Origin of the sequence: Waltera intestinalis, from assembly GCF_009695995.1 — a bacterium.
Lineage (GTDB): Bacteria > Bacillota > Clostridia > Lachnospirales > Lachnospiraceae > Acetatifactor > Acetatifactor intestinalis.
The window spans coordinates 33245-56571 of sequence record NZ_VUMU01000012.1 but is presented as its reverse complement, the minus strand read 5'-3'; the positions used below and the strand labels follow the sequence as shown (position 1 = coordinate 56571).

The window sequence follows — 23327 nt, the reverse complement described above, 5'->3', positions numbered from 1 at the left end:
TTTTGCAATAGATTTTCCCATAATACAAAAATAACCGGATGATCATAAATCATCCGGTTACTGTTATGCTGCTAATCTTCCAGGAATCCCTTGTAGTTACGAACAAGCATCTGAGATTCTACCTGCTTCATGGTCTCCAGTACTACGCTTACGATAATGATCAGGCTGGTACCGCCGAAAGATACGCTTGCACCGAACACACCGTTAAAGAAGTACGGGATCACAGATACAATGATCAGACCGATCGCACCGATGAATACGATATAATTCAGAATCTTATTCAGATAATCGCTGGTCGGCTTACCGGGTCTGATACCGGGGATAAAACCGCCCTGCTTCTTCATATTATCGGCAATCATCAAAGGATTAAATGTAATGGATGTATAGAAGTATGCAAAAAATACAATCAATACAATGTAAAGCAAAAGTCCCAGGGAATAAATCGGCTGGCTGGGTTTGCACCAGTAAGCGGAATTCAGACCCTTGAGGATCTCTGCCCACACGCCGGTTCCGTTATATCCGATAAAGGAACAGATAATAATCGGGAACTGCATAATGGACTGTGCAAAAATGATGGGAATAACGCCGGAAGTATTTACCTTCAACGGAATGTTGGAGGTCTGTCCGCCGACCATCTTTCTGCCCTGCATTTTCTTGGCATACTGTACCGGAATCTTGCGCACACCATCATTTAAGATGATAACGAGAACCACCATGGCAATAATAATTGCAAAGATGATCACTACTGCAAGAATTGCGGTTGCCGGAGCTTTTCCGAACACAAACTGCTCAAACAGATTGCTCAGATCTTGAGGAAGTCTGGAAATGATGTTGATCACCAGTACGATGGAAATACCATTTCCGATACCTTTTTCTGTGATTCGTTCACCCACCCACATCAGGAAAGCACTACCGGCGGTAAGTGCTGTGATAGCGGTAATTACATTCAGAGCATCAAACTCGATCAGATAGCCCTGTCTGCCGAAACCGATTGCCATTGCTGTGGACTGGATCAGTGCAAGCGCTATGGTTACGTATCTGGTGATAGCGACCATTTTCTTACGGCCGTCTTCACCATCACGCTGCATTTCTTCCAGCTTAGGAATAGCAATTGTAAGCAGCTGCATGATAATGGAAGATGTAATATAAGGGTTGATATTCAATGCCAGAATAGACATGTTCAGGAAAGAACCGCCCGTAATGGCATCAAAGAAACTGAACGCACCGCCTGTCTGCTGGGCAAACCATTGAGAAAAGAACTTCGTGTCCACTCCGGGTACGGGAAGCTGTGATCCGATACGGATCACAACTAACATTCCCAGTGTAAAAAGAATCTTTTGTCTGATTTCTTTGATTTTAAATGCGTTTTTCAGTGTTGTAAGCATTACATCACCTCAGCAGTTCCACCAAGAGCCTCGATCTTTTCTTTTGCGGATGCACTGAATGCATCTACCTTTACATCAAGCTTTTTGGTAAGTTCTCCGTTTCCAAGGATCTTTACTCCATCTCTGGGGTTCTTAATGATTCCTGCTTCAACTAATGCGTTTACATCAACGGTAGCACCGTTGTCAAAGCACTCCAGAGCACTTACATTGATAGCAACGATTTCCTTAGTGTTTCTGTTCGTGAAACCTCTCTTAGGAATACGTCTGTATAAAGGCATCTGACCACCTTCGAAACCGGGTCTGGGAGCTCCGGAACGAGCCTTCTGTCCCTTATGACCCTTACCTGCGGTCTTGCCATTTCCTGAACCGTGTCCACGGCCTCTTCTAAAATTATCACTGTGTTTGGAACCTTCTGCAGGTCTTAAATTGGATAATTCCATTCCTAACACCTCCTTATCTGATTATGCTTCTTCTACCTTGATCAAATGATTCACCTGACGGATCTGTCCTCTTGTTGCATCATTATCAGGCAGTACTACGGACTTGCCGATCTTACGCAGTCCCATAGACTCCACGATTGCCTTATTCTTCGGTACAGCACCGATAGTGGACTTTACCAGAGTGATCTTTAACTTCTTGTCTGCCATACTCTACTCCTTTCTGTTGGCCCTGTCAACTTAACGGGAAGATCCGGCTTACGCCAGAACTTCCTCAACAGACTTTCCACGATTCTTTGCTACTTCTTCGGGAGCCTTGATCTGGCTTAAACCGGAGATCGTTGCAAGAACAACGTTCTGCTTATTGTTGGAGCCAAGAGACTTGGTACGGATATTCTTGATACCTGCAAGCTCACAAACGACACGAGCGGGACCACCTGCGATGATACCGGTACCGTCGGGAGCCTTCTTCAGTAAAACGTTAGCAGAACCATACTTACCGATGAAATCATGGGTGATGGAATTGTTCTCATCCAGATTGATCTCTACGATGTGCTTAACAGCGTCTTCTTTACCTTTACGGATAGCTTCGGGAATTTCTACAGCCTTTCCCAGACCAGCGCCTACATGGCCGTTGCCGTCGCCGACTACTACCAGTGCGGTGAATCTCATGTTACGACCACCCTTAACGGTCTTGGTTACACGCTTGATGGTAACAACTTTATCATTTAACTCTAACTGGCTTGCATCTATGATTGTGTGTTTCATGGTGTATTCCTCTTTCCTTTCCTAGAATTCCAGGCCAGCTTCTCTGGCTGCATCGGCTAAAGCTGCTATTTTACCCTGATAAATGAAACCGCCACGGTCGAAAACAACTTCCTTGATGCCCTTTTCGATTGCTCTCTTTGCGATAACAGTTCCAAGATATGCTGCTGCATCAACGTTATTGGTCTTCTCCAGCTCTGCCTTGATCTCTTTCTCAAGAGTGGATGCAGATACTAAAGTATTACCAACTGTATCGTCGATAATTTGAGCATACATATGATTATTGCTTCTGAACACTGCAAGACGAGGTCTTTCAGCAGTGCCGCTGAAGCGGTTACGAATTTTCATGTGCTTTTTTGCACGTACTAACTGTCTGGACTCTTTACTAACCATCTTCATACTCTCCTTATCTATTATTTCTTACCAGTCTTACCAACTTTACGTCTGATGGTCTCATCGGCATACTTAATACCCTTACCCTTGTAAGGCTCAGGTCTTCTCTTGTCGCGGATCTCAGCTGCAAACTGTCCAACTTTTTCTTTGTCGATACCCTTAACAGTGATCAGGTTCTGACCATCGACTACAGTCTCGATGCCTTCAGGATCGATCATCTCTACGGGATGAGAGTAACCAAGGTTCAGGGTCAGCTTCTTGCCAGACTTAGCCGCTCTGTAACCAACACCATTTACTTCCAGTTTCTTCTCGAAACCTTCAGTAACACCTACTACCATGTTGTGAATCAGAGTTCTGGTCAGACCATGAAGAGACTTCATCTTCTTCAGATCATTGGGTCTGCTTACAAGAACTTCTGCTCCTTCTACTTTAATATCCATCTCAGAGGGTAATACTCTTTCCAGAGTACCCTTGGGACCTTTTACAGTCACTTTATTATTTTCTGCAACTTCTACAGTTACACCTGCGGGAATTGCGATTGGCATTCTACCTATTCTGGACATGCCCGTACCTCCTATAATTCTATAGAAAAACAATAGTTACACAGGAGAATTCCGCAAGGAATTCTCTTAGGGATGAAACTTAGATTTTATTAGTCAGCGTATTTTGCTGACTTAGAAAATCTTTTCATCCTTACCATACGAATGCTAATACTTCGCCGCCAACCTGAAGTTCACGAGCTTTCTTGTCGGTGATAACACCCTGGTTGGTAGAAATGATAGCAATACCCAGACCGCCGAGAACCTTAGGCAGATCTTCCTTGCCGGCATATACACGTAAACCGGGCTTGGAAATTCTCTTGATACCAGAGATAATCTTCTCGTTCTTGTCTGCGCCGTACTTCAGAGTGATGTGGATGGTCTTGAAACCACCGTCTTCAACGATGTCGTACTTCTTAATATATCCCTCATCCAGCAGAATCTGTGCAATAGCCAGCTTCATCTTGGAAGAAGGTACATCTACGGTGTCGTGTTTTGCAGTATTTGCATTACGGATTCTTGTAAGCATATCTGCGATAGGATCGCTCATTGTCATGATTTAGTTTCCTCCTTATTATTTGACTTGAATCATGCTAAGTACATACATTTTGTATATACCATCTATATTATAAGATAATTCTTATAACCAAAACTTTTAGAAATTCTTACTCGACGCCTTTCGACGCCTTAGAATTTCTTTTTGTCTCGGAGAATTCCGCCAGGAATTCTCTTGGGAGTGAAATATAGATTTTGTTAGCCAGCGTATTTTGCTGGCTTAGAAAATCTTTTCACTCTTACCAAGAAGCCTTCTTAACTCCGGGAATCTCGCCCTTGTATGCCAGTTCACGGAAGCAAACACGGCAAATTCCGTATTTTCTCAGTACAGAGTGGGGACGACCACAAATCTTGCAACGAGTATAAGCCTGAGTAGAGAACTTAGGTTTGCGCTGCTGTTTAATCTTCATTGATGTCTTTGCCATCAGAATTTACCTCCTTGATTACTTTGCAAAAGGCATGTTGAACAGTCTCAGCAGCTCACGTGCCTCTTCGTCGGTCTTAGCAGTTGTTACGAAAATGATATCCATACCTCTGGTCTTGTCGATCTTGTCGTACTCGATCTCAGGGAAGATGAACTGCTCTTTGATACCGAGTGCATAGTTACCTCTGCCGTCGAATGCGTTAGGGTTAACGCCTCTAAAGTCACGGACACGAGGAAGAGCGAGGTTAACCAGACGATCCAGGAACTCATACATCTTCTCGCCACGCAGAGTGGTCTTACATCCGATAGGTATACCCTCACGGATCTTGAAGTTAGCTACGGAATTCTTAGCCTTGGTCAGAACTGCCTTCTGTCCGGTGATAGCTTCCATATCAGCAACTGCATTCTCAAGGATCTTAGCGTTTTCTTTTGCTTCACCAACACCCATGTTGATAACGATCTTGTCGAGCTTGGGAACTTCCATTACATTAGCGTAACCGAACTTTTTAACCATAGCATCGACGATCTCATTGTTATATAAATCTTTCAGTCTGCTCACTTATATTTCCTCCTTCCTATTGATTAATCAATCACTTCGCCTGTTGACTTTGCGAAACGTACTTTCTTGCCGTCTTCAACCTTGAAGCCAACTCTTGTGGTCTTGCCTTTTACAACAAGCATAACGTTTGAAATATCAATAGGAGCTTCTTTCTCAACAATACCGCCATTGGGGTTTGCCTGAGAAGGCTTTGCATGCTTTGTGATCTTGTTAACGCCCTCAACCAGGACTTTATGATTCTTTACGTCTACAGAGAGAACCTTGCCCTCTGTACCTAAGTCTTTACCGGCGATAACCTTAACGGTGTCGCCCTTCTTAATTTTCATTGTAGACATGTGGCAACCTCCTTATAATACTTCGGGAGCCAGGGAAACAATTTTCATGAACTGTTTCTCACGAAGCTCTCTTGCAACCGGCCCAAAGATACGGGTTCCTCTGGGAGTCTTGTCATCTTTGATGATAACTGCAGCATTCTCATCAAACTTGATGTAAGAACCGTCTTTACGACGAGCGCCCTTTACGGAACGAACTACAACTGCTTTTACTACATCACCTTTTTTTACAACGCCGCCTGGTGTTGCATCTTTAACGGAAGCAACAATCACATCGCCGATCTGTGCATATCTTCTGGTAGAACCGCCCATAACACGAATGCAAAGTAACTCTTTTGCGCCAGTGTTATCAGCAACTTTTAGTCTACTTTCCTGCTGAACCATGTTATTCCTCCTTCACCGCTTTCACGGTTTCTTACAAACTAATTTATTTAGCTTTCTCTACGATCTCAACAAGTCTCCATCTCTTGTCCTTGGACAGGGGTCTTGTCTCCATAACTTTTACGATATCGCCAATGTTGCACTCGTTATTCTCGTCATGAGCCTTCAGCTTGTAGGTGTCCTTTACGATCTTTTTGTAAAGGGGATGCTTAACATGCTCTTCGATTGCAACTACAATAGTTTTATCCATCTTATTACTGATAACTTTACCAGTACGTGTTTTTCTTAAATTTCTTTCCACGGTTTGATCTCCTTTCTACGCACCCACGCGTTACGCTCTAGACTTCTCGGTGATAACAGTCTGAATACGTGCAATGTTTCTTCTTACTTCTTTAATTCTTGCAGTATTATCTAACTGATTGGTTGCGTTCTGGAATCTCAAATTGAAAAGTTCTTTTTTAGCAGCTACCAGCTCCTGTGCCAGTTCTGCATCGGACTTTGTCTTCAATTCTTCTACAAATTTATTTGATTTCATTCTGTCACACCGCCTTCCACATCTGCCTTAGCAATGATCTTACACTTACAAGGGAGCTTGTGCATAGCAAGACGTAATGCTTCACGAGCGTCCTCTTCGGGAACACCAGCGATCTCGAACATTACACGTCCGGGCTTAACAACTGCTACCCAGCAATCTACAGCGCCTTTACCGGAACCCATACGAGTACCGAGAGGCTTTACAGTTACGGGCTTATCGGGGAAAATCTTAATCCATACTTTACCGGTACGCTTGGTATAACGGGTAAGCGCAATACGGGCTGCCTCAATCTGATTAGACTTGATCCAGCAGGGTTCTGTAGCAACCAGACCAAATTCGCCATATGCCAGGGTGTTACCTCTGGAAGCTTTTCCGGCCATGGATCCACGGAACTGTTTACGACGTTTTACTCTCTTCGGCATTAACATTATTTATCGCTCCCTTCCATCTGATTTCCTTTTGTAGGAAGTATCTCGCCTTTATAAATCCAAACTTTAACTCCAACTTTACCATAGGTGGTGTTTGCTTCAGCAAAACCGTAGTCGATATCTGCTCTCAGGGTCTGCAGAGGAATGGTTCCCTCGCTGTAGAACTCAGCACGAGCGATATCAGCACCGCCCAGACGACCGGAACAGCAGGTCTTGATACCCATAGCACCTGACTTCATGGTTCTGCCCATGCAGGACTTCATTGCACGTCTGAAGGATACACGGTTCTCCAGCTGCTGAGCAATGTTCTCAGCTACCAGCTGTGCATCTCTGTCAGGTCTCTTGATCTCTTTGATGTCAACCATAACCTTCTTATCGGTTAACTTGGAGAGCTCTTTCTTGGTTACTTCGATCTCAGCACCGCCCTTACCGATCACAACACCGGGCTTAGCAGTATAGATGATAACCTTTACTCTGTCAGATGCTCTTTCGATCTCGATTTTGGAAACACCTGCACTGTATAATTTCTTCTTCAGGAACTTTCTGATGTTGTAGTCTTCTACCAGATAATCGGAAAACTCCGCATCAGCGTACCACTTGGAATCCCAATCTTTAATAACACCGACTCTCAGGCCGTGAGGATTAACTTTCTGTCCCATAAACTTTTCAATAGCTCCTTTCCCTACTTCTTCTCATCAAGAACGATGGTAATGTGGCTCATTCTCTTTTCGATTCTATAAGCTCTACCCTGTGCTCTGGGCTTTACTCTCTTCATGGTAGGTCCTTTATTTGCATAGCACTCTGCGATGTAAAGGTTCTCGGTATTCATACCGTTATTGTTCTCAGCATTAGCGATTGCTGACTCAAGCAGCTTCTTGATCAGGCTGGAAGCATATCTGGGATTGTACTCCAGAATACCAAGTGCAGTCTGTACGTCTTTGCCTCTGATGGCATCTAATACGAAACAAGCCTTCTGAACAGATACTCTTGCGTAAGACAGCTTAGCTGAAGGTCTTGTATCTTTCTGAGCGTTTCTTTCTCTCTTAATTTGGGATCTATGTCCTTTAGCCATAGATTTGGTCCTCCTTTCAAACTGAAACCGCGCAACGCACCCGTGTGTATCCTAAGTGCTGCGCACAAAAATATCCTGTCTTCTTTCCTCTTAATATATAATTTCGAGGGAAGACCCTCGGGAGAGCGCATAGCTCTCCCAGCCATCTATATAAGATAGCATATTTTTAGCTCCAGGTCAATAAAATTATTATTTAACCTTGGATTTCTTCTCGTCCTTGCCGTGGCCTCTGAAGGTTCTGGTTGCAACGAACTCACCGAGCTTGTGGCCTACCATATCCTCAGTAACGTATACGGGAACATGCTTTCTACCATCATGAACAGCAATCGTATGTCCTACGAAGGAAGGGAAAATTGTAGAACGACGGGACCAGGTCTTAATAACCTGCTTCTGTCCTGATGCATTTAAAGCGTCGACTTTCTTTAACAGGCTTGCGTCTGCGAAAGGTCCTTTTTTCAGTGATCTAGCCATGATCTTTCCTCCTTAACTATTTGATTGCTCTGCCGTCACGTCTTCTTACGATCAGCTTGTTGGAAGCCTTCTTAGATTTACGTGTCTTCAGACCAAGAGCAGGTTTACCCCAAGGTGTGCTGGGGCCGGGACGACCGATACCGGTCTTACCTTCACCACCACCATGAGGATGGTCGTTGGGGTTCATGACGGAACCACGTACGGTGGGACGGATGCCCATGTGACGCTTACGTCCGGCTTTACCGATCTTAACCAGGCTATGATCAACGTTACCTACAACACCAACAGTTGCACGGCAAACCAGGGGAACCATTCTCATCTCACCGGAGGGAAGACGAAGAGTAGCGTACTTACCTTCTTTTGCCATCAGCTGTGCGCTGTTACCGGCGGAACGAACCAGCTGACCGCCCTTACCGGGATATAACTCAATGTTGTGTACCTGAGTACCTACAGGGATCTCGGACAGAGGTAAGCAGTTACCTACTCTGACCTCGGCCTCTGCACCGTTCATAACCTTCATTCCGTCGGTCAGACCTTCGGGAGCGAGGATATAAGACTTGGTACCATCTTCGTAGCAGATCAGCGCGATGTTTGCTGTTCTGTTAGGATCGTACTCGATACCGATTACGGTTGCAGGAATGCCATCCTTGTATCTCTTGAAATCAATTACTCTGTATTTTCTTCTGGAACCGCCGCCGCGATGTCTTACAGTGATCTTACCCTGATTGTTACGGCCGGAGTTCTTCTTCAGGGAAACACACAGGCTCTTCTCGGGAGAGGTCTTGGTGATCTCAGAGAAGTCAGAACCAGTCATGTTTCTTCTGGAAGGTGTATAGGGGTTGTATGTCTTAATTCCCATTACTGTATCTCCTTTACGATGATTTTTTGCGCGAGCACTTAAGTGCCGCATACTTGAATCTTAAGCAGTAGCTTTATTCTTACAGACCTGCGAAGATCTCGATCTCTTTGCTATCTGCAGTTAACTGAACAATTGCCTTCTTGGTCTTGGCAGTCTTGCCGGTAACCATTCCGCGTCTCTTGTTCTTGCCATCCATATTGATGGTGTTAACACTCTTAACCTTGGTACCTTCGAACATCTTCTCAACAGCCTCTTTGATCTGAGACTTGTTAGCTTCGGTGTGAACGAGGAAGGTGTACTTCTTCTCGCCCATGCCGGCCATGCTCTTTTCGGTAATAACGGGTTTGAGGATTACATCATAGTATTTAATATCAGCCATTATGCGTATACCTCCTCAATCTTTGCAACAGCATCCTTGGTCAGGACAACTGTCTTAGCCTTCATTACGTCGTAAACGTTGATGGTATTTACCAGGGTGGTATCTACATCAGCTACGTTTCTAGCAGACATAACTACGTTAATATCGTTATCAGCGATCACTACCAGTCCCTTTTCTACCTTTAAGTTATTCATAACATTGGTGAAGTTCTTGGTCTTGATCTCGTCGAATTTCAGCTCATCAACTACGATCAGGCTGCTTCCCTGAACCTTGCTGGTCAGTGCAGACTTCAGAGCTGCTCTCTTCTCTTTCTTGTTAAGCTTGAAAGAGTAATCTCTGGGAACGGGAGCGAATACTACGCCGCCGCCTGCCCACTGGGGAGATCTGGTTGAACCCTGTCTTGCATGACCGGTTCCCTTCTGTCTCCAGGGCTTTCTTCCGCCACCGGATACCTCAGAACGGGTCTTTGCTTTCTGAGTTCCCTGACGATTATTTGCAAGCTGCTGTACAACTGCCATGTGTACCAGGTGCTCGTTCACTTCAACACCAAACACTGCATCGTTTAATTCGATTGTACCAACTTCTTTGCCTTCCATATTGTAAACAGATACGTTTGCCATCTGATTGGTCCTCCTTTCGTCCTAAACTATGCCTCAACCTTAACGGTCTCTTTGATGGTTACTAAAGCTTTCTTAGGTCCGGGAACTGCGCCCTTTACCAGAAGCAGATTCTTCTCAGCATCTACTCTTACGACCTCAAGATTCTGAACAGTTACCTTTACACAACCCATATGTCCAGGCATTCCCTTGCCCTTGAATACACGGCTAGGGGAGGAACATGCACCATTGGAACCCTGATGACGATGGAACTTGGAACCATGAGCCATAGGTCCTCTGTGCTGTCCAAATCTCTTGATTGCGCCCTGGAAGCCCTTACCTTTGGAGATTGCAGAAGCATCTACCTTATCGCCTGCAGCGAAGATGTCAGCTTTGATCTCTGCACCAAGGGTGTACTCCTCAGCGTTCTCAAACTTGAACTCTCTTACATATCTCTTGGAGCTTACGCCAGCCTTTTTGAAGTGGCCCTGCTCTGCTTTGTTAACACCATGTCTGTGTACGATCTGCTTCTTGCCGCTGGCATCCTTGTTAACAACCTTATCCTTCTTGTCAACAAAGCCTACCTGTACAGCACTGTAGCCGTCATTCTCCACGGTCTTTACCTGAGTAACCACGCAGGGACCAGCCTGAAGCACGGTTACGGGAACGAGCACGCCATCTTCATTGAAGATCTGGGTCATTCCAACTTTTGTTGTCAAAATTGCTTTCTTCATTTTTACCTCCTGTGTTCTACATAGCGGACCAAAGTGTTTCTGTGAAACACTTAGAAATACGCTGTGCGTATTTCCCCGGCGAATCAATCGCCCTGTGTTCTTACGTCTAAGTAGAGGTTTTTGTTGTTTGGCTTTACTTTGAAAAACTTATTAGTTGTTCTTCATCTTAATGTCGATGTAAACACCGGCAGGCATTTCCAGTCTCTGAAGAGCATCAACAGTCTTCTGAGTAGGAGCCATGATGTCGATCAGTCTCTTGTGAGTTCTCTGCTCGAACTGTTCTCTGGAGTCCTTGTACTTGTGTACTGCTCTCAGAATGGTAACAACTTCCTTCTTGGTAGGAAGAGGCACGGGACCACTTACCTGAGATCCGGTCTTCTTAACAGTTTCGATGATTTTTTTGGCAGATGCATCAACAAGCTGATGTTCATAAGCTTTCAATGTAATTCTCATTACCTGATTTGCCATAAAAAAAGTCGCCTCCTTTTCGCACTTTTGTAAGTAAATACTTACTTTTTGTACGGACAAGCGGTGACTGTACACTTTCCCGTGTGTGTCTGCGACCTTTGTGCAACGCTTTCTTCTCTCCGGCCATAAACTTACACGTTGTTACTGCTCAAGGCAGATGTTAATTGGTACAGTGACTTGCCGTCAGTTTTCTAACTTGACATTCGCTCCACGGAAAACCCGATCTCCATTACTGGGAACCGGCAACCTCACGCTTCACAGCTATCATGCCACAGCAAGGATTAGTATACATTGAATTTATGGGCATTGCAAGACTTTTTTTTAAAAAATTGTATTTTTTTTGATACAATTTCTTTTTGCCGTTTTGCACAGGTTCGCCACTGTATTTTTGTGAGTTTCTTCTTATATATAATATTGCCCATTATTTTTTACGACAAGTGAAACCCTCCCCTGGATGCTCTCAGATGACGTCGGGGCTTATCTTAACAAAATCTCTTTCTGCGCCCCGCTGGCCCGAAAGCCAGTGGGTATATCGACCTGGTTTTGTCTCCTATACCCTCGCCAACACAAATACATAAAAATACTGACAGGCTGCTGTTTTGGCCGCCCGTCAGTATTCGGTTTATCAATATTTACTTCATCAACGGTCTGTTACAGCCGGTTTGCTTTCACGTCCTCGAACTCCTGCAGCATTTCCTCGGAAGGAGCCTTGGTAGCGAGGCTGACTGCGATGATCGCGATAAGTCCCAGCCCGAAGCCTACTACCAGAGAATACAATCCGGTAGCTTTGCCCAGGGTCTGTCCGCCCACGAGGGGAATATAATCCCAGATGATAACGGCAAGTGCTCCGGTGACAATTCCGGCTACCGCTCCGGGGAAGTTGGTTCTCTTCCAATATAAGGACATCACTACCAACGGTCCGAAGGCGGCACCTAAACCTGCCCACGCGTTGGATACCAGTCCCATGACGGTGTTGTTCGGATTCCATGCGATGATGTAAGCCAGCACAGCTACTACCAGTACTGTGGCACGGCTCACATTCATAACCGTCTTGTCATCCGCATCCTTTTTGAGCAGTCCCTTGAAGATATCCTCCGCTACGCTGGAAGCGCTGACTAACAGCTGGGAATCCGCCGTGGACATGATCGCTGCCAGAATACCGCAGAGGAACAATCCTGCAATGAACGGAGCCTGCATCTCCACGGTAAATACTTTCTTGATCATCTCAATAAATACCTTCTCATTATTGCCATTCACCAGCTCCGGCAGATAAGCTCTGCCCAGGATACCGATAAATACTGCAAATCCCAGGGATAATGCTACCCAGCTGATGGCTGTAGTCTTGGACTTAGTCATTTCCTTCTCATCCCGGACTGCCATAAATCTCACCAGGATGTGGGGCATTCCGAAATATCCCAGTCCCCAGCCGAGACCGGAGATCACGCTGACGATATTATTACTGCCGTCACCGTTCTTCATCAGATTCAGGAAGTTGGCACTGTCGGCACCGCTGGCTTCCAGACCGGCTGACAATGTAGTGCCGCCGGTTGTCAGAAAATGATAAGCGAACAGCGGTACTGCCAGAATACCGACCAGCATCAGCATACCCTGGATAAAGTCTGTCACACATACTGCGGTAAATCCGCCGAGGAAGGTATAGACCAAAACTACCAGCGCACCGATGGTCAGTGCCACATGATAATCAATACCGAACACGGACTCAAACAGCTGACCTCCGGCAGAAAGTGCGGAAGCACAATATACCAGGAAAAATACTACAATTGTAATAGAAGAAACCGTCATCAATACCTTCTTCTCATCATGGAAGCGGTTCTCAAAATAAGTCGGCAGCGTCACGGAATTGTTGGCGCGGATCGTATATCTGCGCAACTTCGTGGCAATGAACAGCCAGTTCAGCGTCGTGCCGATGAAAAGTCCGATGGCGATCCAGCCGTCACCTCCGACACCGGTTAAGTAAATAGCTCCCGGCAGCCCCATTAACAGCCATCCGCTCATATCCGATGCCTGCGCGGACAGTGCAGCGACGAAGCCGTTCAGCTTTCTGCCTCCTAAAAAGTAATCTTCGGAATTGTTGTTTCCCTTTGCGTAGAACGCTCCGATAGCGATCATCATGAGTAAATACAGCACGAATGCCACAATTACCCAGCCCAGCGTATTTCCTGTCATAATATCCTCCTCAAATTTTTCTTCTTGTACATTTTCTTAATTGTATACAGTGATACGATTTATTATATACAAGAAATGGCTTATCGTCAACAGATTAGTTTGCTATCGCTGTAATGCATGAAAGTCTGATTTGATAGTTTTCCGTCATTCCACATTTTAAGTCGTTCAGTTCTTCAACCATATAACCACTCTCTGCAAGTATTCCTTGAAAAAGTCTTTCCGGTATTATATTCTATTACTATGTCCTATAAAAATAAGTTACAAAGTATACACACAGAAAGGTTTCTATATGTGGATTGCAGATAATTGGAAAGATTACGAAGTGCTGGATACGTCCAGCGGAGAAAAGTTAGAGCGTTGGGGAGATTATATTCTCGTCCGTCCGGATCCCCAGGTCATCTGGAAGACGCCCCACGATCATAAGGGCTGGAAGCAGAAAAACGGTCATTACCACAGAAGTGCCAAGGGCGGCGGAGAATGGGAGTTCTTCCATCTGCCGGATGAATGGGCGATTCATTACACTCTGCCTTTTCAGAAGGAAGCCTGCGATAAGACTGATCCTCTGACCTTCCATCTGAAGCCCTTCAGTTTCAAACATACCGGTCTGTTCCCGGAGCAGGCTGTGAACTGGGACTGGTTCTCCGGTCTGATCCATAATGCAGGCAGAACCGTGAAGGTACTGAACCTCTTCGCATACACCGGTGGTGCCACTGTATCCGCTGCAGCTGCGGGAGCTGCTGTGACCCATGTGGATGCGTCCAAGGGTATGGTCGGCTGGGCGAAGGAGAACGCTGCTGCCAGCGGGCTTGCCGATGCTCCTATCCGTTGGCTGGTGGACGACTGTATGAAGTTCGTAGAGCGTGAGATCCGCCGGGGCAACAAATACGACGGCATCATCATGGATCCCCCTTCCTACGGCAGAGGTCCCAAGGGTGAGATCTGGAAAATAGAAGATAATATCTGGGATTTCGTAGGACTGACCGCACAGCTTTTATCCGATGATGCGCTGTTCTTCCTGATCAATTCGTACACTACAGGATTGCAGCCCGCCGTGCTGTCCTATATGATGAATTCCACCCTGACGAAAAAGTTCGGTGGTCATGTGGAAGCCGAAGAGATCGGCCTCCCCGTCACCGAGAGTGGGCTGGTACTGCCCTGCGGTGCTTCCGGGCGCTGGCAGCGGAAGTAATTACAGCACATATTTTCTTAACACCGGGATCTTGCGCAGCACCCACGCAGTAGCCGTTGCCAGTGCCAGCACTACCAGGCAGAATGCAGCCAGCAGCAAAATCAATACCGCTTGTCCCGCGGCTACAGACTGCACACCGCATTGTTCCAACACCGTAAAGGGTGTAATCTTCACGAATTTATACAACAGGTTCACATACACCGGATGTACCAGGTATACGGCGAAGCTCAAGGCTCCCGCCTCCTGCCAGGGGATCCGGTGTATTCTGTCCTTCTCCCGGGCAGCCAAAGCCGCGCTGTCTCCTCCCCCATTCCATCCTGAAGCGAACAGAAGCACTGCAAGCAGTACTGTAAACGGATAATTGTATGCCATCTGAATGGAGAATCCCGCAAGTGTTCTGCTCAGGATCATTCCCAGAGCCAGAACCGCTACTGCAGCTGTCAGCCATACATTCCTTCCCTTGTCCACACATACTTCTCTCACCGCGAAGAAATATCCACACAGATAATACAGGAAATACACACCGCCATCCGGCAATACCGGAATACTGTTGACATCCAGTACCTTATTCAGAAACGGTGCCACACTGCTTCCTAAGAAGATCACTGCCATCATTGCTACAACACCCCACACCGGCAGCACACGCAGCACTTTTTTCAGAAGCGGCGTGATCAGATATAAAAACAAGATCAGATACAGATACCACATATGGGACCAGGTATGTCCCATCAGAGTCATCTTCAGTGCCTCCGGGATCATCCTGATCCGGAAGGTCCGCTCCGCCACTACCAGCTCGGAAGCTGCATACGGAACGCCGAATAGGAGGATCGCCAGCGCAATCCTCCTGCAATATTTTTTAATCATGACCGGATAAGTCAATGTACGTTCCGGATTCAGGAACAAATATCCCGAGATCAATAAAAATATAGGAACACACCAGGTCACCAGATCCATAACTGACAGCAATAATGACCGGTATTCCGGCACTATCGACGCATCTGTCACATCTGTCGCACCTGTCAGTACATGCATCAGCACCACTGCACAGGTTGCCAGTACCCGGAGCACGTCCAGGAACTGCTTCCTGGGTCCGGATAAGTCGTTTGTCATGTCTCTCCCATCTCCTCCATCAGGCGCATGCCTGCAGTATCTGTTACAGGAAGGGAGAATACTATGCTTTGTGCTTTACTCTCCAGTCCTGCTTTTTCCATTATAGCACGCATGATGGAATTTTTCTGCTCACTTTTTACCACAATGAACAACATTTCTTTTTCCGGCACCAGTGTCACGCCCAGAAACTGCTGTGCATTCTCTGTTCCGGTGCCCTTGGCATGGATGACTGTGCCGCCTGCCGCATGTACTTCTCTCGCTGCATCCATGACCAGTTCCGTATATCCATGATTGGCTATCACTACCAGAAGCTCATTCTTCGTCTCTTTCAATGTGGACTCCTCTCCTTTTACGAATTTCTGCCCGCAGGTCAGATAATTCAATGCTTTCTTGCCACCGACACTGCTCACGGGAATGATAAATGCGATTCCCATTCCCGGGAGATCGATCTGCATTTTCTTGCGCAGGGCAGCCTTGATCTGCCGCCAGGCAGCATCTGTGACGAGATGGAACAATACGCTCTTCTCCATGCCGTCCAGTCCAAAATAATCTAAGATCTCATTCGCCGCGGTTCCCATGCCGACGGTAACACTGCCGACCTGTGCGCCGCTTTCTTTATAGCATTCCACGAATTTCCTCGTCAGCTGACGATTGGTGATGGTGACCATCATATATAATTCACTCATGGGCACACCTCCTACAGTTCAATGATGGCATTCTCATCCAAAGCACCAAATGCATCCGCCGCACCGGCAAATACGCCTGCACCGCTCTTCTGCTGCTTTAACTGATATACCATTCCCAATATCTGGATCGTGATCAGCGGTGTCATGGCTACCATTGCTACCACACCGAAAGCATCTGCGACTAAATTGCCGACCACCGCCACACAGGCACCCTGTGCTAACGGCAGTAAAAAGGTAGCTGTCATGGGACCGCTCGCCACACCGCCGGAGTCGAAGGCGATCGCTGTGAATATCTTCGGTACAAAAAAGGATAGTCCGATCGCCACACCATAGCCCGGGATCAAAAACCATAGAATCGGGATCCCCGTCAGCACGCGGATCATCGCCAGTGCTACGGATAAGGATACGCCCACGGACAGAGAAACCCCCATGGATCTGGCAGAGATGGCACCGTCCGTCAGCTCCTCTACCTGATGATTCAGTACATAGACCGCTGGCTCCGCTTTTACGATAAAGTAACCGATCAGTGCTCCCACCGGCACCAGTACCCACCTGTAGGATCTGGCTGCCATGACCTGACCGAGGTAATTACCGGCAGGCATAAAGCCCACATTTGCACCGGTCAGGAACAGTACCAGACCGATATAAGTATACACCAGACCGATCAGAATCTTCGCCAGTATCTTCCCCGACAGCCGCAGGGCAAATATCTGGAACAGACCGAAAAACAATACAATGGGAAGTAATGAGAGTGCGATCTCTTTCATATAATCCGGAATCCCATGAGCAAAAAGTTGCGCCAGTTCCACGGAATCAGCGATCTCCGGGATCGCCACCGGCTGGTAATCCGCATTGGTCGGCTTATAGATCAGCCCCAGCACCATGACCGCCAGGATCGGGCCGATGGAGCACAGTGCTACCAGACCGAAGCTGTCGTCTGCCGCATGATGGTCATTACGGATGGACGCAATACCGACACCAAGTGCCATGATAAAAGGAACGGTCATGGGTCCCGTGGTCACACCTCCGGAATCAAACGCCACTGCCCGGAAGTTCTCCGGTACGAAAAATGCAAGAACAAACACTACTATGTAGAAAAAGGTCAACAATGGCGGCAGGGCCACACCGATCAACATACGCAGAAGGGCAATGACCAGGAAGATTCCAACCCCCACTGCCACTGCCAGGATCAGCGTCATATTCGGAACCGAAGGCACCTGTGTCGCCAGCACCTGCAAGTCAGGCTCGGAAATGGTGATCACCACTCCCAACAGAAAAGATAACACTACGATCAGCAGAATGTTTTTACTCTGGGTCATTCTGGCACCCACTTTTTCTCCCATGGGGGTCATGGACATCTCCGCACCCAGGGTGAAAAACATCATACCGGCCATGACCATCACCGCCCCCACCAGAAAGCACAGCAGGATACTGGAGGTAATGGGAGCTATAGTAAAGCTTAATACGATCACGATCCCTACTACCGGCAGGACCGCCTTCAAGGATTCTGCAAATTTTTGCCGGATCTTTGGATTTAATAACTTCAATATTGGTCTTTCCTTTCTTTATGTTTTCTTTATCTTAACATGAAGCAAAGACCCGATCCTACCGTTTTTCGTGAATTTATAAAATTTTCACGGGGTCTTAACGCAATCTTTATGCAGACAGCTCCCGGTCCTGCCCAGACTGCTTTTTCACAAATTTATAGGTCCAGACATCCACCACGATCACAAACAGGAAAAAGAAAACGAAGATCCAGTCCGCATCCAGAGACAATGCGGAATCATAGATACCGTGTTCGATCATCGGCATGAACACGCTGAGCTTCAGGTAGCGTTTCCTGCGTTTTTTATCGCCTGCAAGTTCTGCCTCCTTCGCCACACCGAAAAAATATCCCATGATCACGCCATCGATGGCATGGGAAGGCACGGACAACAGGGCTCTGGTCACTGCCGTCCCAATGTCACCGCCCAGACAATACAGAACATTTTCAATGGCTGCAAATCCTAATGCCGAAGTCACACAGTACACGATGGCATCGAATTTGTAATTGAATGCCGGATGCTTCCATGCCGCCCATTTGGCCGCCTGCATCTTGCAAAGTTCCTCGATCAGTGCCACCCCGATAAAATTATCCAGGATCACGTAGCACAGCGTATCTGCATCCATAAATACCAGAAATACTTCATCCAGAATGATTTCCAGTATCATGGCGGGGATCACAGACAATACACCAAACAGGAATATTTTCCACAATAATCCCCTCGGCTCCTTCTCCACCTTATCCTGTCTATAGATCCATACCACCAGTGCGATGGCCGGCAATAGTGCCAATCCTGTCAGAAACATAACCTATTCCTCTTCTGTCCACATAGACGGTCCGCCCTTTCAGGACCGCCGCCATACTACATTTTAATCTAATGTTTTTCCTGATGTCAACCTAACGAAAGTATATGTTCCTATTTTTTGTGTCTTGGATTTTCCTGAGGATACCTGCCTTTTGCCGTAGCTTTAGGGGAAAATATACCGGTTTTCAAATATCCTTAACTACTTCTTTACACCTTGCATTGCAAAGTAATGGTACTATAGTTATAATAAATTTACAAAACGACTAACAATATTTCATGGAGGATCACACCGTGTTCCGATCACTTTCCGTTAAAAAATCACCGCGGAAAAGCTTCCGCTTAAAACCACCCTTTACCAGACACGCCATCAGTATCCTGATCTGTGCCGCCTGTATGTTGTGCGCCACTCTTGCCTCTTTTTTATATCAGCATATAGTACCGGACAACCATGCCAATGTAGCACTGTTCTACATTCTGGCACTGGTGATCATCGCCAGATGGACGGTGGGCTACAGCTACGGCATTGCCTGCACCCTTTTTTCCGTAATAGCGATCAATTATCTGTTCACCTATCCGTATTATAAGATTAATTTCACACTGACCGGCTACCCTATCACCTTCCTGTTGATGAGTGGAATCACTCTGATCCTGTGTACCATGACCTCCCATATGACCATCCAGTCCGAGATGATCGCAGAGCGGGAAAAGCGGCTGGCAGAGGCCGAAATGGAAAAGATGCGTGCAAATCTACTGCGCGCCATCTCCCACGATCTGCGCACGCCGCTCACCGGCATCATCGGCAACAGCTCCCTGTTTCTGGAAAGTCAGAACGATCTAAGCTCCACCGAGCAGCGTACGATCATGACCAATATCTATGAGGATTCCAACTGGCTGTTGAATATGGTGGAAAATCTGCTGTCCGTCACTCGTATCCAGGGAGACAGCTTAAGCATCAATACCACAGAGGAACCGGTGGAGGAAGTGGTGGGAGAAGCTTTGGAGAAACTGGAAAAACGCTATCCCGATGCCGCCATCCGGGTCAAGATCCCCGAGGAATTTCTGATGATCCCCATGGATGCGGTGCTGATCGAGCAGGTCACCATCAATCTGCTGGAAAACGCCATCGTTCATTCCGGAAGTATCCTGCCCATTGATTTCATCGTGGAGGATCATCCGGAGCATGTATCTTTTATTGTGAGAGACTACGGAAAAGGATTGTCGGAAGAAAAATTACAGAATCTGTTCGAGACGAGTACCTACAACAATTCCCAGAGCTCGGATTCCCGCAAGGGCATGGGTATCGGTCTGTCCATCTGCAAGACCATCATCACCGCCCATCACGGAACGCTGAGTGGCCGGAATCATGCGGATGGCGCGGAATTCTGTTTCACACTGCCCAAGGTGGGAGCTGTCGCTTCAGAAAAATAAGTGTACTCTCAGCCACATAAGACAGAACTCTTGAAAATACCGGAAAGGATATGGATCACAGATATGAATAAGATCAAAGTTCTCTTAATCGAAGACGATAGAAGTATCAGTAATTTCATCACCGCTACCATGGACCGGGAAGGCTACAAGATCATGCATGCCTTAAACGGCAGAGAGGGACTTAGTCTCAGCACTTCTTTCTGCCCCAACGTGATCCTGCTAGACTTAGGGCTGCCGGACATGGACGGATTGGATGTGTTGCAAAAGCTGCGCTCCTGGAGCGATGTTCCCGTGATCATCATATCTGCCCGCACCAAGGAGCAGGAAAAGGTCTCCGCTCTGGATCTGGGTGCGGACGATTATATCACAAAACCCTTCGGCACCGGAGAGCTCATGGCAAGGATCCGCACTTCTCTGCGGCACAGCCACGCCCAGACTCCCGGTCATGTATATAAGACACTGGATCTGGAGATTGATTTCGAGAAACGACTGATCCGCCTGCGGGGCGAAGAGGTGCACCTGACCCAGATCGAATACCAGCTGCTTACACTTTTAGCGGAAAATTCCGGCAGAGTCCTGACCTACAGCTATATCATGAATGCTATCTGGGGTCCCTATATGGACAATAATAATCAGATCCTCCGGGTCAACATGGCGAACATCCGCAGAAAGCTGGAGCAGAATCCCGCACAGCCCCAGTATGTCTTCACTGAGATTGGTGTGGGCTATCGGATGCGTGAGAACGAGAACGGCGCGATCCCCGCGGAGCGTTTTTAATTCATAGGAAGAAATTTCCTATGAATTAAAATTCCCCTCGGCGAGGGGGAGTATACCGAGGGGAATAGAGAGAAAAGTATATTTTTGAAAGAGGCGGGTTCCTTTTTCAATTATTATAATAGCGTAATTTTTTAATATTTACTGCTGTTTTTATAGCTTGTTTATGTTGAAAGTACTGTTTTTTTGTGGTATTCTGACTGTATCAATGTCAGTAGATTTAAAAAGTGAAGGAGCAGCTATGGATATCACAACTAAAAAAGGCAGACGCGGCAGAAAGGATATTGACCGGATCATCGTGGAAAAAGGCCGCAGAGGTGATTTTTCTCCCCTGCAGCCCGATCATTATCACAGCTTTTATGAAATATTCTATCTCTGGTCCGGCAGCTGCCGTTTCCTACTAAAAGATACCGTCTACCAGATGGAATCAGGAGATTTGGTCTTCATTGCCCCGGGAGAATTGCATCATTCTCTGTATTCTGCCGGAGAGGTCTGCGAGATCGTAATGATCTATTTCAAAGAAGAATATCTGCATTTATCGGACTGGTCTGCCGACAGCCTCACTTCCATATCCGGGCAGGGGCTACAGCTACATTCCTTCATGGGCAGCGTTCCTACGGTATACCAGGAATATCTGCGCTCTCTGCTGACCCGTATGCTCACCGAGAATTCCCGCTTCGACCAATACTCCGAGCATTTTGAGCGTTGCTATCTGGAAGAGCTCCTGCTCATGCTGATGCGGCATTCCGTCATGAATGAAAAGGAACCGGATCTGCTAAATTCCCGGGATGCGGATATCCTGCTTGCCACAAAATACATTTACAACAATTTCCGCAAGCCACTGACACTGGAAGAGGTCTCCTCCGTGGCTTCCCTAAGCCCCACCTATTTCAGTAAAAAATTCAAGCTGATCACCGGTATGGGCTTCAAGGAATATTTAAACTATGTACGGCTCAAGCACGCCCAGACGGCGCTTCTTACCACCAACAGTTCCATCACGGATATTGCTCTGGAATACGGCTTCAACGACAGCAATTATTTCAAGGATCTGTTCAAAAAAGTGTACGGAAAATCTCCCCGGGAATATCGTAAAAATCCTGATTGACATCGGGTTTCTTATCGGCAGTCTCCTCTAAGTCTTCCTCTTCGAAATGTTCTTCCGTCTGTTTTTCGATTTTCTCTTCCAATGCCTCCCGGATTGCATCCTGTACGTTGTCGAACTTCTCCAGAAAACTGTCCCATTCTTTGATGCTGAATTCCTGATTGCCGATCCGGAATTTCGTCTCTGTATCGCCGTTCTGAAGCTTGTCGTAGATTTCCTGCATTTTCTCGCGGATCTGCTCCATGAGACTCAGATCCTCTTTTTCCGGTTCTCCGGCGGTTCCGGCCAGGTCCGTTTCCGCTGCTTTGTCCGCATCGGGCGTCTCCGAAGTTTCCTCGTTGCTGTCTACATTGTCACCGTTCTCCATATCATCCAGTTCTTTCTCCATCTCCCGGATCTTCTTATCCTGTGCCAGTGCACGCAGGATCCGGTTCACATCCTCCGGGCTGAACATACCGATGGCTTTGGACAGGGCATCGATGTTATTCCGGTTAACCAGCAGACTTCCACCGCCGGACAGCGGAATGTTGATACAGTTTTTCTCATTCGAAGTATCCCCCAGAGTCAGACGGTTATGATCATAGTCACAGACAAAGACCACACCTTCATATTCGATAACACCGTTCTCCGCCATCTCCCCATAAGGCACCTTATCCTTGCCTTCGATACGACGGTTCAGCCGCACCCCCCGCGTCACCGGCGCCAGTGCCTTGTCATTTTCCTCCGCAGCCTCCAGATTTTCCGCAAAACGATTTTCCGCATCTGACGTACTCTGCAAAACTCCCTCATTCACTCTCTTCTGTGTCTCATACACGAAAGTCCTTCCATAGCTGATTCCTGTAATTGCCATAATATCTCCCTCTCCGACAGCGATTACTGCCGCAAAAAGCGGATGGCTGCCTCTCTCAAGGCCGCCATCCGTAGCTTTTTCTCCATCCATGGTGTCTGTATTTTCCTATATGAATAATATCGACACAGCCCGGGGAAACTTTATAGTACAAAACAATACAAAGCTAAAAATGCGAGCCATTACTTTTCGTAATCGCTCGCATTTCCTGTTTTCGTCACACTGACGGTTCGCCTTACAGTTTTCCGCCGTATACAGGGAAGCCGCTGTTGGCGCCGTAGCTTTCGATATGCTTGATTTTCCACGTTAGAGACATTTCTTACGGGATGGTTTTATCATAATAC

32 protein-coding genes are annotated in these 23327 nt (G+C 46.8%); 4 read left to right on the top strand and 28 right to left on the bottom strand.

Annotated features, from left to right (window positions below):
• Positions 1-71 precede the first annotated feature (71 nt).
• From secY to putP, 23 genes are all read right to left on the bottom strand, one after another.
• A complete protein-coding gene (secY, locus tag FYJ59_RS10055) occupies positions 72-1385 on the bottom strand; it encodes a preprotein translocase subunit SecY (protein WP_154496738.1) in 1314 nt (437 codons plus the stop codon).
• A complete protein-coding gene (gene rplO, locus FYJ59_RS10050) occupies positions 1385-1825 on the bottom strand; it encodes a 50S ribosomal protein L15 (RefSeq protein WP_022154298.1) in 441 nt (146 codons plus the stop codon). Before rplO ends, secY begins: the two co-directional genes overlap by 1 nt.
• 21 nt (positions 1826-1846) lie before the next feature.
• Positions 1847-2032: a 50S ribosomal protein L30 gene (gene rpmD, locus FYJ59_RS10045; protein WP_022154299.1), complete on the bottom strand. Its 186-nt coding sequence runs from the start codon at positions 2030-2032 to the stop codon at positions 1847-1849.
• Positions 2033-2080: 48 nt separating this feature from the next.
• Positions 2081-2590, bottom strand: a complete 510-nt coding sequence (gene rpsE / locus FYJ59_RS10040; RefSeq protein ID WP_022154300.1) for a 30S ribosomal protein S5 — start codon at positions 2588-2590, stop codon at positions 2081-2083.
• A 21-nt stretch (positions 2591-2611) separates the two neighbouring features.
• A complete protein-coding gene (gene rplR / locus FYJ59_RS10035) occupies positions 2612-2980 on the bottom strand; it encodes a 50S ribosomal protein L18 (protein WP_154496736.1) in 369 nt (122 codons plus the stop codon).
• 20 nt (positions 2981-3000) lie between these two features.
• A complete protein-coding gene (rplF, locus tag FYJ59_RS10030; protein ID WP_022154302.1) occupies positions 3001-3543 on the bottom strand; it encodes a 50S ribosomal protein L6 in 543 nt (180 codons plus the stop codon).
• A 130-nt stretch (positions 3544-3673) separates the two neighbouring features.
• Entirely contained in the window at positions 3674-4075 is a 402-nt protein-coding gene (gene rpsH, locus FYJ59_RS10025) for a 30S ribosomal protein S8 (protein WP_022154303.1), read from the bottom strand.
• A gap of 238 nt (positions 4076-4313) precedes the next feature.
• A complete protein-coding gene (locus tag FYJ59_RS10020; RefSeq protein WP_022154304.1) occupies positions 4314-4499 on the bottom strand; it encodes a type Z 30S ribosomal protein S14 in 186 nt (61 codons plus the stop codon).
• 18 nt (positions 4500-4517) lie between these two features.
• Positions 4518-5057: a 50S ribosomal protein L5 gene (gene rplE, locus FYJ59_RS10015; protein ID WP_328597228.1), complete on the bottom strand. Its 540-nt coding sequence runs from the start codon at positions 5055-5057 to the stop codon at positions 4518-4520.
• A 23-nt stretch (positions 5058-5080) separates the two neighbouring features.
• Positions 5081-5392 (bottom strand): 50S ribosomal protein L24, encoded by a 312-nt coding sequence (gene rplX, locus FYJ59_RS10010; RefSeq protein ID WP_022154306.1) that lies wholly within the window; start codon positions 5390-5392, stop codon positions 5081-5083.
• Positions 5393-5404: 12 nt separating this feature from the next.
• A complete protein-coding gene (gene rplN, locus FYJ59_RS10005) occupies positions 5405-5773 on the bottom strand; it encodes a 50S ribosomal protein L14 (protein ID WP_022154307.1) in 369 nt (122 codons plus the stop codon).
• A 43-nt stretch (positions 5774-5816) separates the two neighbouring features.
• Positions 5817-6071, bottom strand: a complete 255-nt coding sequence (gene rpsQ, locus FYJ59_RS10000) for a 30S ribosomal protein S17 (protein ID WP_022154308.1) — start codon at positions 6069-6071, stop codon at positions 5817-5819.
• A 30-nt stretch (positions 6072-6101) separates the two neighbouring features.
• Entirely contained in the window at positions 6102-6305 is a 204-nt protein-coding gene (gene rpmC, locus FYJ59_RS09995) for a 50S ribosomal protein L29 (RefSeq protein WP_154496732.1), read from the bottom strand.
• The gene (rplP, locus tag FYJ59_RS09990; RefSeq protein ID WP_022154310.1) at positions 6302-6733 is read right to left on the bottom strand and encodes a 50S ribosomal protein L16; all 432 of its coding nucleotides are present in this window, start codon (positions 6731-6733) and stop codon (positions 6302-6304) included. The genes rpmC and rplP overlap by 4 nt, the downstream gene beginning before the upstream one ends.
• Complete coding sequence (rpsC, locus tag FYJ59_RS09985) at positions 6733-7392, bottom strand: 30S ribosomal protein S3 (protein ID WP_022154311.1); 660 nt, start codon at positions 7390-7392, stop codon at positions 6733-6735. The genes rplP and rpsC overlap by 1 nt, the downstream gene beginning before the upstream one ends.
• A 23-nt stretch (positions 7393-7415) precedes the next feature.
• Complete coding sequence (rplV, locus tag FYJ59_RS09980; protein WP_022154312.1) at positions 7416-7805, bottom strand: 50S ribosomal protein L22; 390 nt, start codon at positions 7803-7805, stop codon at positions 7416-7418.
• A 189-nt stretch (positions 7806-7994) separates the two neighbouring features.
• Positions 7995-8276 carry a 30S ribosomal protein S19 gene (gene rpsS / locus FYJ59_RS09975; RefSeq protein ID WP_022154313.1) on the bottom strand — a complete coding sequence of 94 codons (282 nt, stop codon included), beginning with the start codon at positions 8274-8276 and terminating at the stop codon, positions 7995-7997.
• 16 nt (positions 8277-8292) lie between these two features.
• Complete coding sequence (gene rplB, locus FYJ59_RS09970) at positions 8293-9135, bottom strand: 50S ribosomal protein L2 (RefSeq protein ID WP_022154314.1); 843 nt, start codon at positions 9133-9135, stop codon at positions 8293-8295.
• Positions 9136-9214: 79 nt separating this feature from the next.
• Positions 9215-9514 (bottom strand): 50S ribosomal protein L23, encoded by a 300-nt coding sequence (gene rplW, locus FYJ59_RS09965; RefSeq protein WP_022154315.1) that lies wholly within the window; start codon positions 9512-9514, stop codon positions 9215-9217.
• The gene (gene rplD, locus FYJ59_RS09960) at positions 9514-10134 is read right to left on the bottom strand and encodes a 50S ribosomal protein L4 (protein WP_118546827.1); all 621 of its coding nucleotides are present in this window, start codon (positions 10132-10134) and stop codon (positions 9514-9516) included. Before rplD ends, rplW begins: the two co-directional genes overlap by 1 nt.
• 26 nt (positions 10135-10160) lie before the next feature.
• Positions 10161-10844 carry a 50S ribosomal protein L3 gene (gene rplC / locus FYJ59_RS09955; RefSeq protein ID WP_022154515.1) on the bottom strand — a complete coding sequence of 228 codons (684 nt, stop codon included), beginning with the start codon at positions 10842-10844 and terminating at the stop codon, positions 10161-10163.
• A gap of 150 nt (positions 10845-10994) precedes the next feature.
• Positions 10995-11312 (bottom strand): 30S ribosomal protein S10, encoded by a 318-nt coding sequence (gene rpsJ / locus FYJ59_RS09950; RefSeq protein ID WP_022154516.1) that lies wholly within the window; start codon positions 11310-11312, stop codon positions 10995-10997.
• 651 nt (positions 11313-11963) lie between these two features.
• Positions 11964-13499, bottom strand: coding sequence for a sodium/proline symporter PutP (gene putP, locus FYJ59_RS09945; RefSeq protein WP_154496730.1), 1536 nt, complete (start codon positions 13497-13499; stop codon positions 11964-11966).
• A 289-nt stretch (positions 13500-13788) separates the two neighbouring features.
• Here putP and FYJ59_RS09940 point away from each other — a divergent pair, with 289 nt between their 5' ends.
• Positions 13789-14688 carry a class I SAM-dependent methyltransferase gene (locus FYJ59_RS09940; RefSeq protein ID WP_154496728.1) on the top strand — a complete coding sequence of 300 codons (900 nt, stop codon included), beginning with the start codon at positions 13789-13791 and terminating at the stop codon, positions 14686-14688.
• On the opposite strand, the gene FYJ59_RS09935 is transcribed toward FYJ59_RS09940, so the two are convergent.
• The 4 genes from FYJ59_RS09935 to FYJ59_RS09920 all read right to left on the bottom strand — a co-directional run bounded on the left by FYJ59_RS09935 (position 14689) and on the right by FYJ59_RS09920 (position 18833).
• Positions 14689-15798 carry an acyltransferase gene (locus tag FYJ59_RS09935; RefSeq protein WP_154496726.1) on the bottom strand — a complete coding sequence of 370 codons (1110 nt, stop codon included), beginning with the start codon at positions 15796-15798 and terminating at the stop codon, positions 14689-14691.
• Positions 15795-16484: a P-II family nitrogen regulator gene (locus FYJ59_RS09930; protein ID WP_118551150.1), complete on the bottom strand. Its 690-nt coding sequence runs from the start codon at positions 16482-16484 to the stop codon at positions 15795-15797. The genes FYJ59_RS09935 and FYJ59_RS09930 overlap by 4 nt, the downstream gene beginning before the upstream one ends.
• Positions 16485-16495: 11 nt before the next feature.
• Positions 16496-18031: a DUF1538 domain-containing protein gene (locus tag FYJ59_RS09925; protein WP_154496724.1), complete on the bottom strand. Its 1536-nt coding sequence runs from the start codon at positions 18029-18031 to the stop codon at positions 16496-16498.
• A gap of 109 nt (positions 18032-18140) precedes the next feature.
• Positions 18141-18833, bottom strand: coding sequence for a PrsW family glutamic-type intramembrane protease (locus tag FYJ59_RS09920; protein WP_154496722.1), 693 nt, complete (start codon positions 18831-18833; stop codon positions 18141-18143).
• A 290-nt stretch (positions 18834-19123) separates the two neighbouring features.
• On the opposite strand from FYJ59_RS09920, the gene FYJ59_RS09915 reads away from it, so the two are divergent.
• The 3 genes from FYJ59_RS09915 to FYJ59_RS09905 all read left to right on the top strand — a co-directional run bounded on the left by FYJ59_RS09915 (position 19124) and on the right by FYJ59_RS09905 (position 22139).
• Positions 19124-20260, top strand: coding sequence for a sensor histidine kinase (locus FYJ59_RS09915; protein ID WP_328597227.1), 1137 nt, complete (start codon positions 19124-19126; stop codon positions 20258-20260).
• A gap of 63 nt (positions 20261-20323) precedes the next feature.
• Entirely contained in the window at positions 20324-21037 is a 714-nt protein-coding gene (locus FYJ59_RS09910; RefSeq protein ID WP_154496717.1) for a response regulator, read from the top strand.
• Positions 21038-21275: 238 nt separating this feature from the next.
• Positions 21276-22139: an AraC family transcriptional regulator gene (locus FYJ59_RS09905; protein WP_205839517.1), complete on the top strand. Its 864-nt coding sequence runs from the start codon at positions 21276-21278 to the stop codon at positions 22137-22139.
• Here FYJ59_RS09905 and FYJ59_RS09900 read toward each other — a convergent pair.
• A complete protein-coding gene (locus FYJ59_RS09900) occupies positions 22087-23076 on the bottom strand; it encodes a hypothetical protein (protein ID WP_154496713.1) in 990 nt (329 codons plus the stop codon). The two genes, FYJ59_RS09905 and FYJ59_RS09900, sit on opposite strands and share 53 nt — an antisense overlap.
• Positions 23077-23327 lie beyond the last annotated feature (251 nt).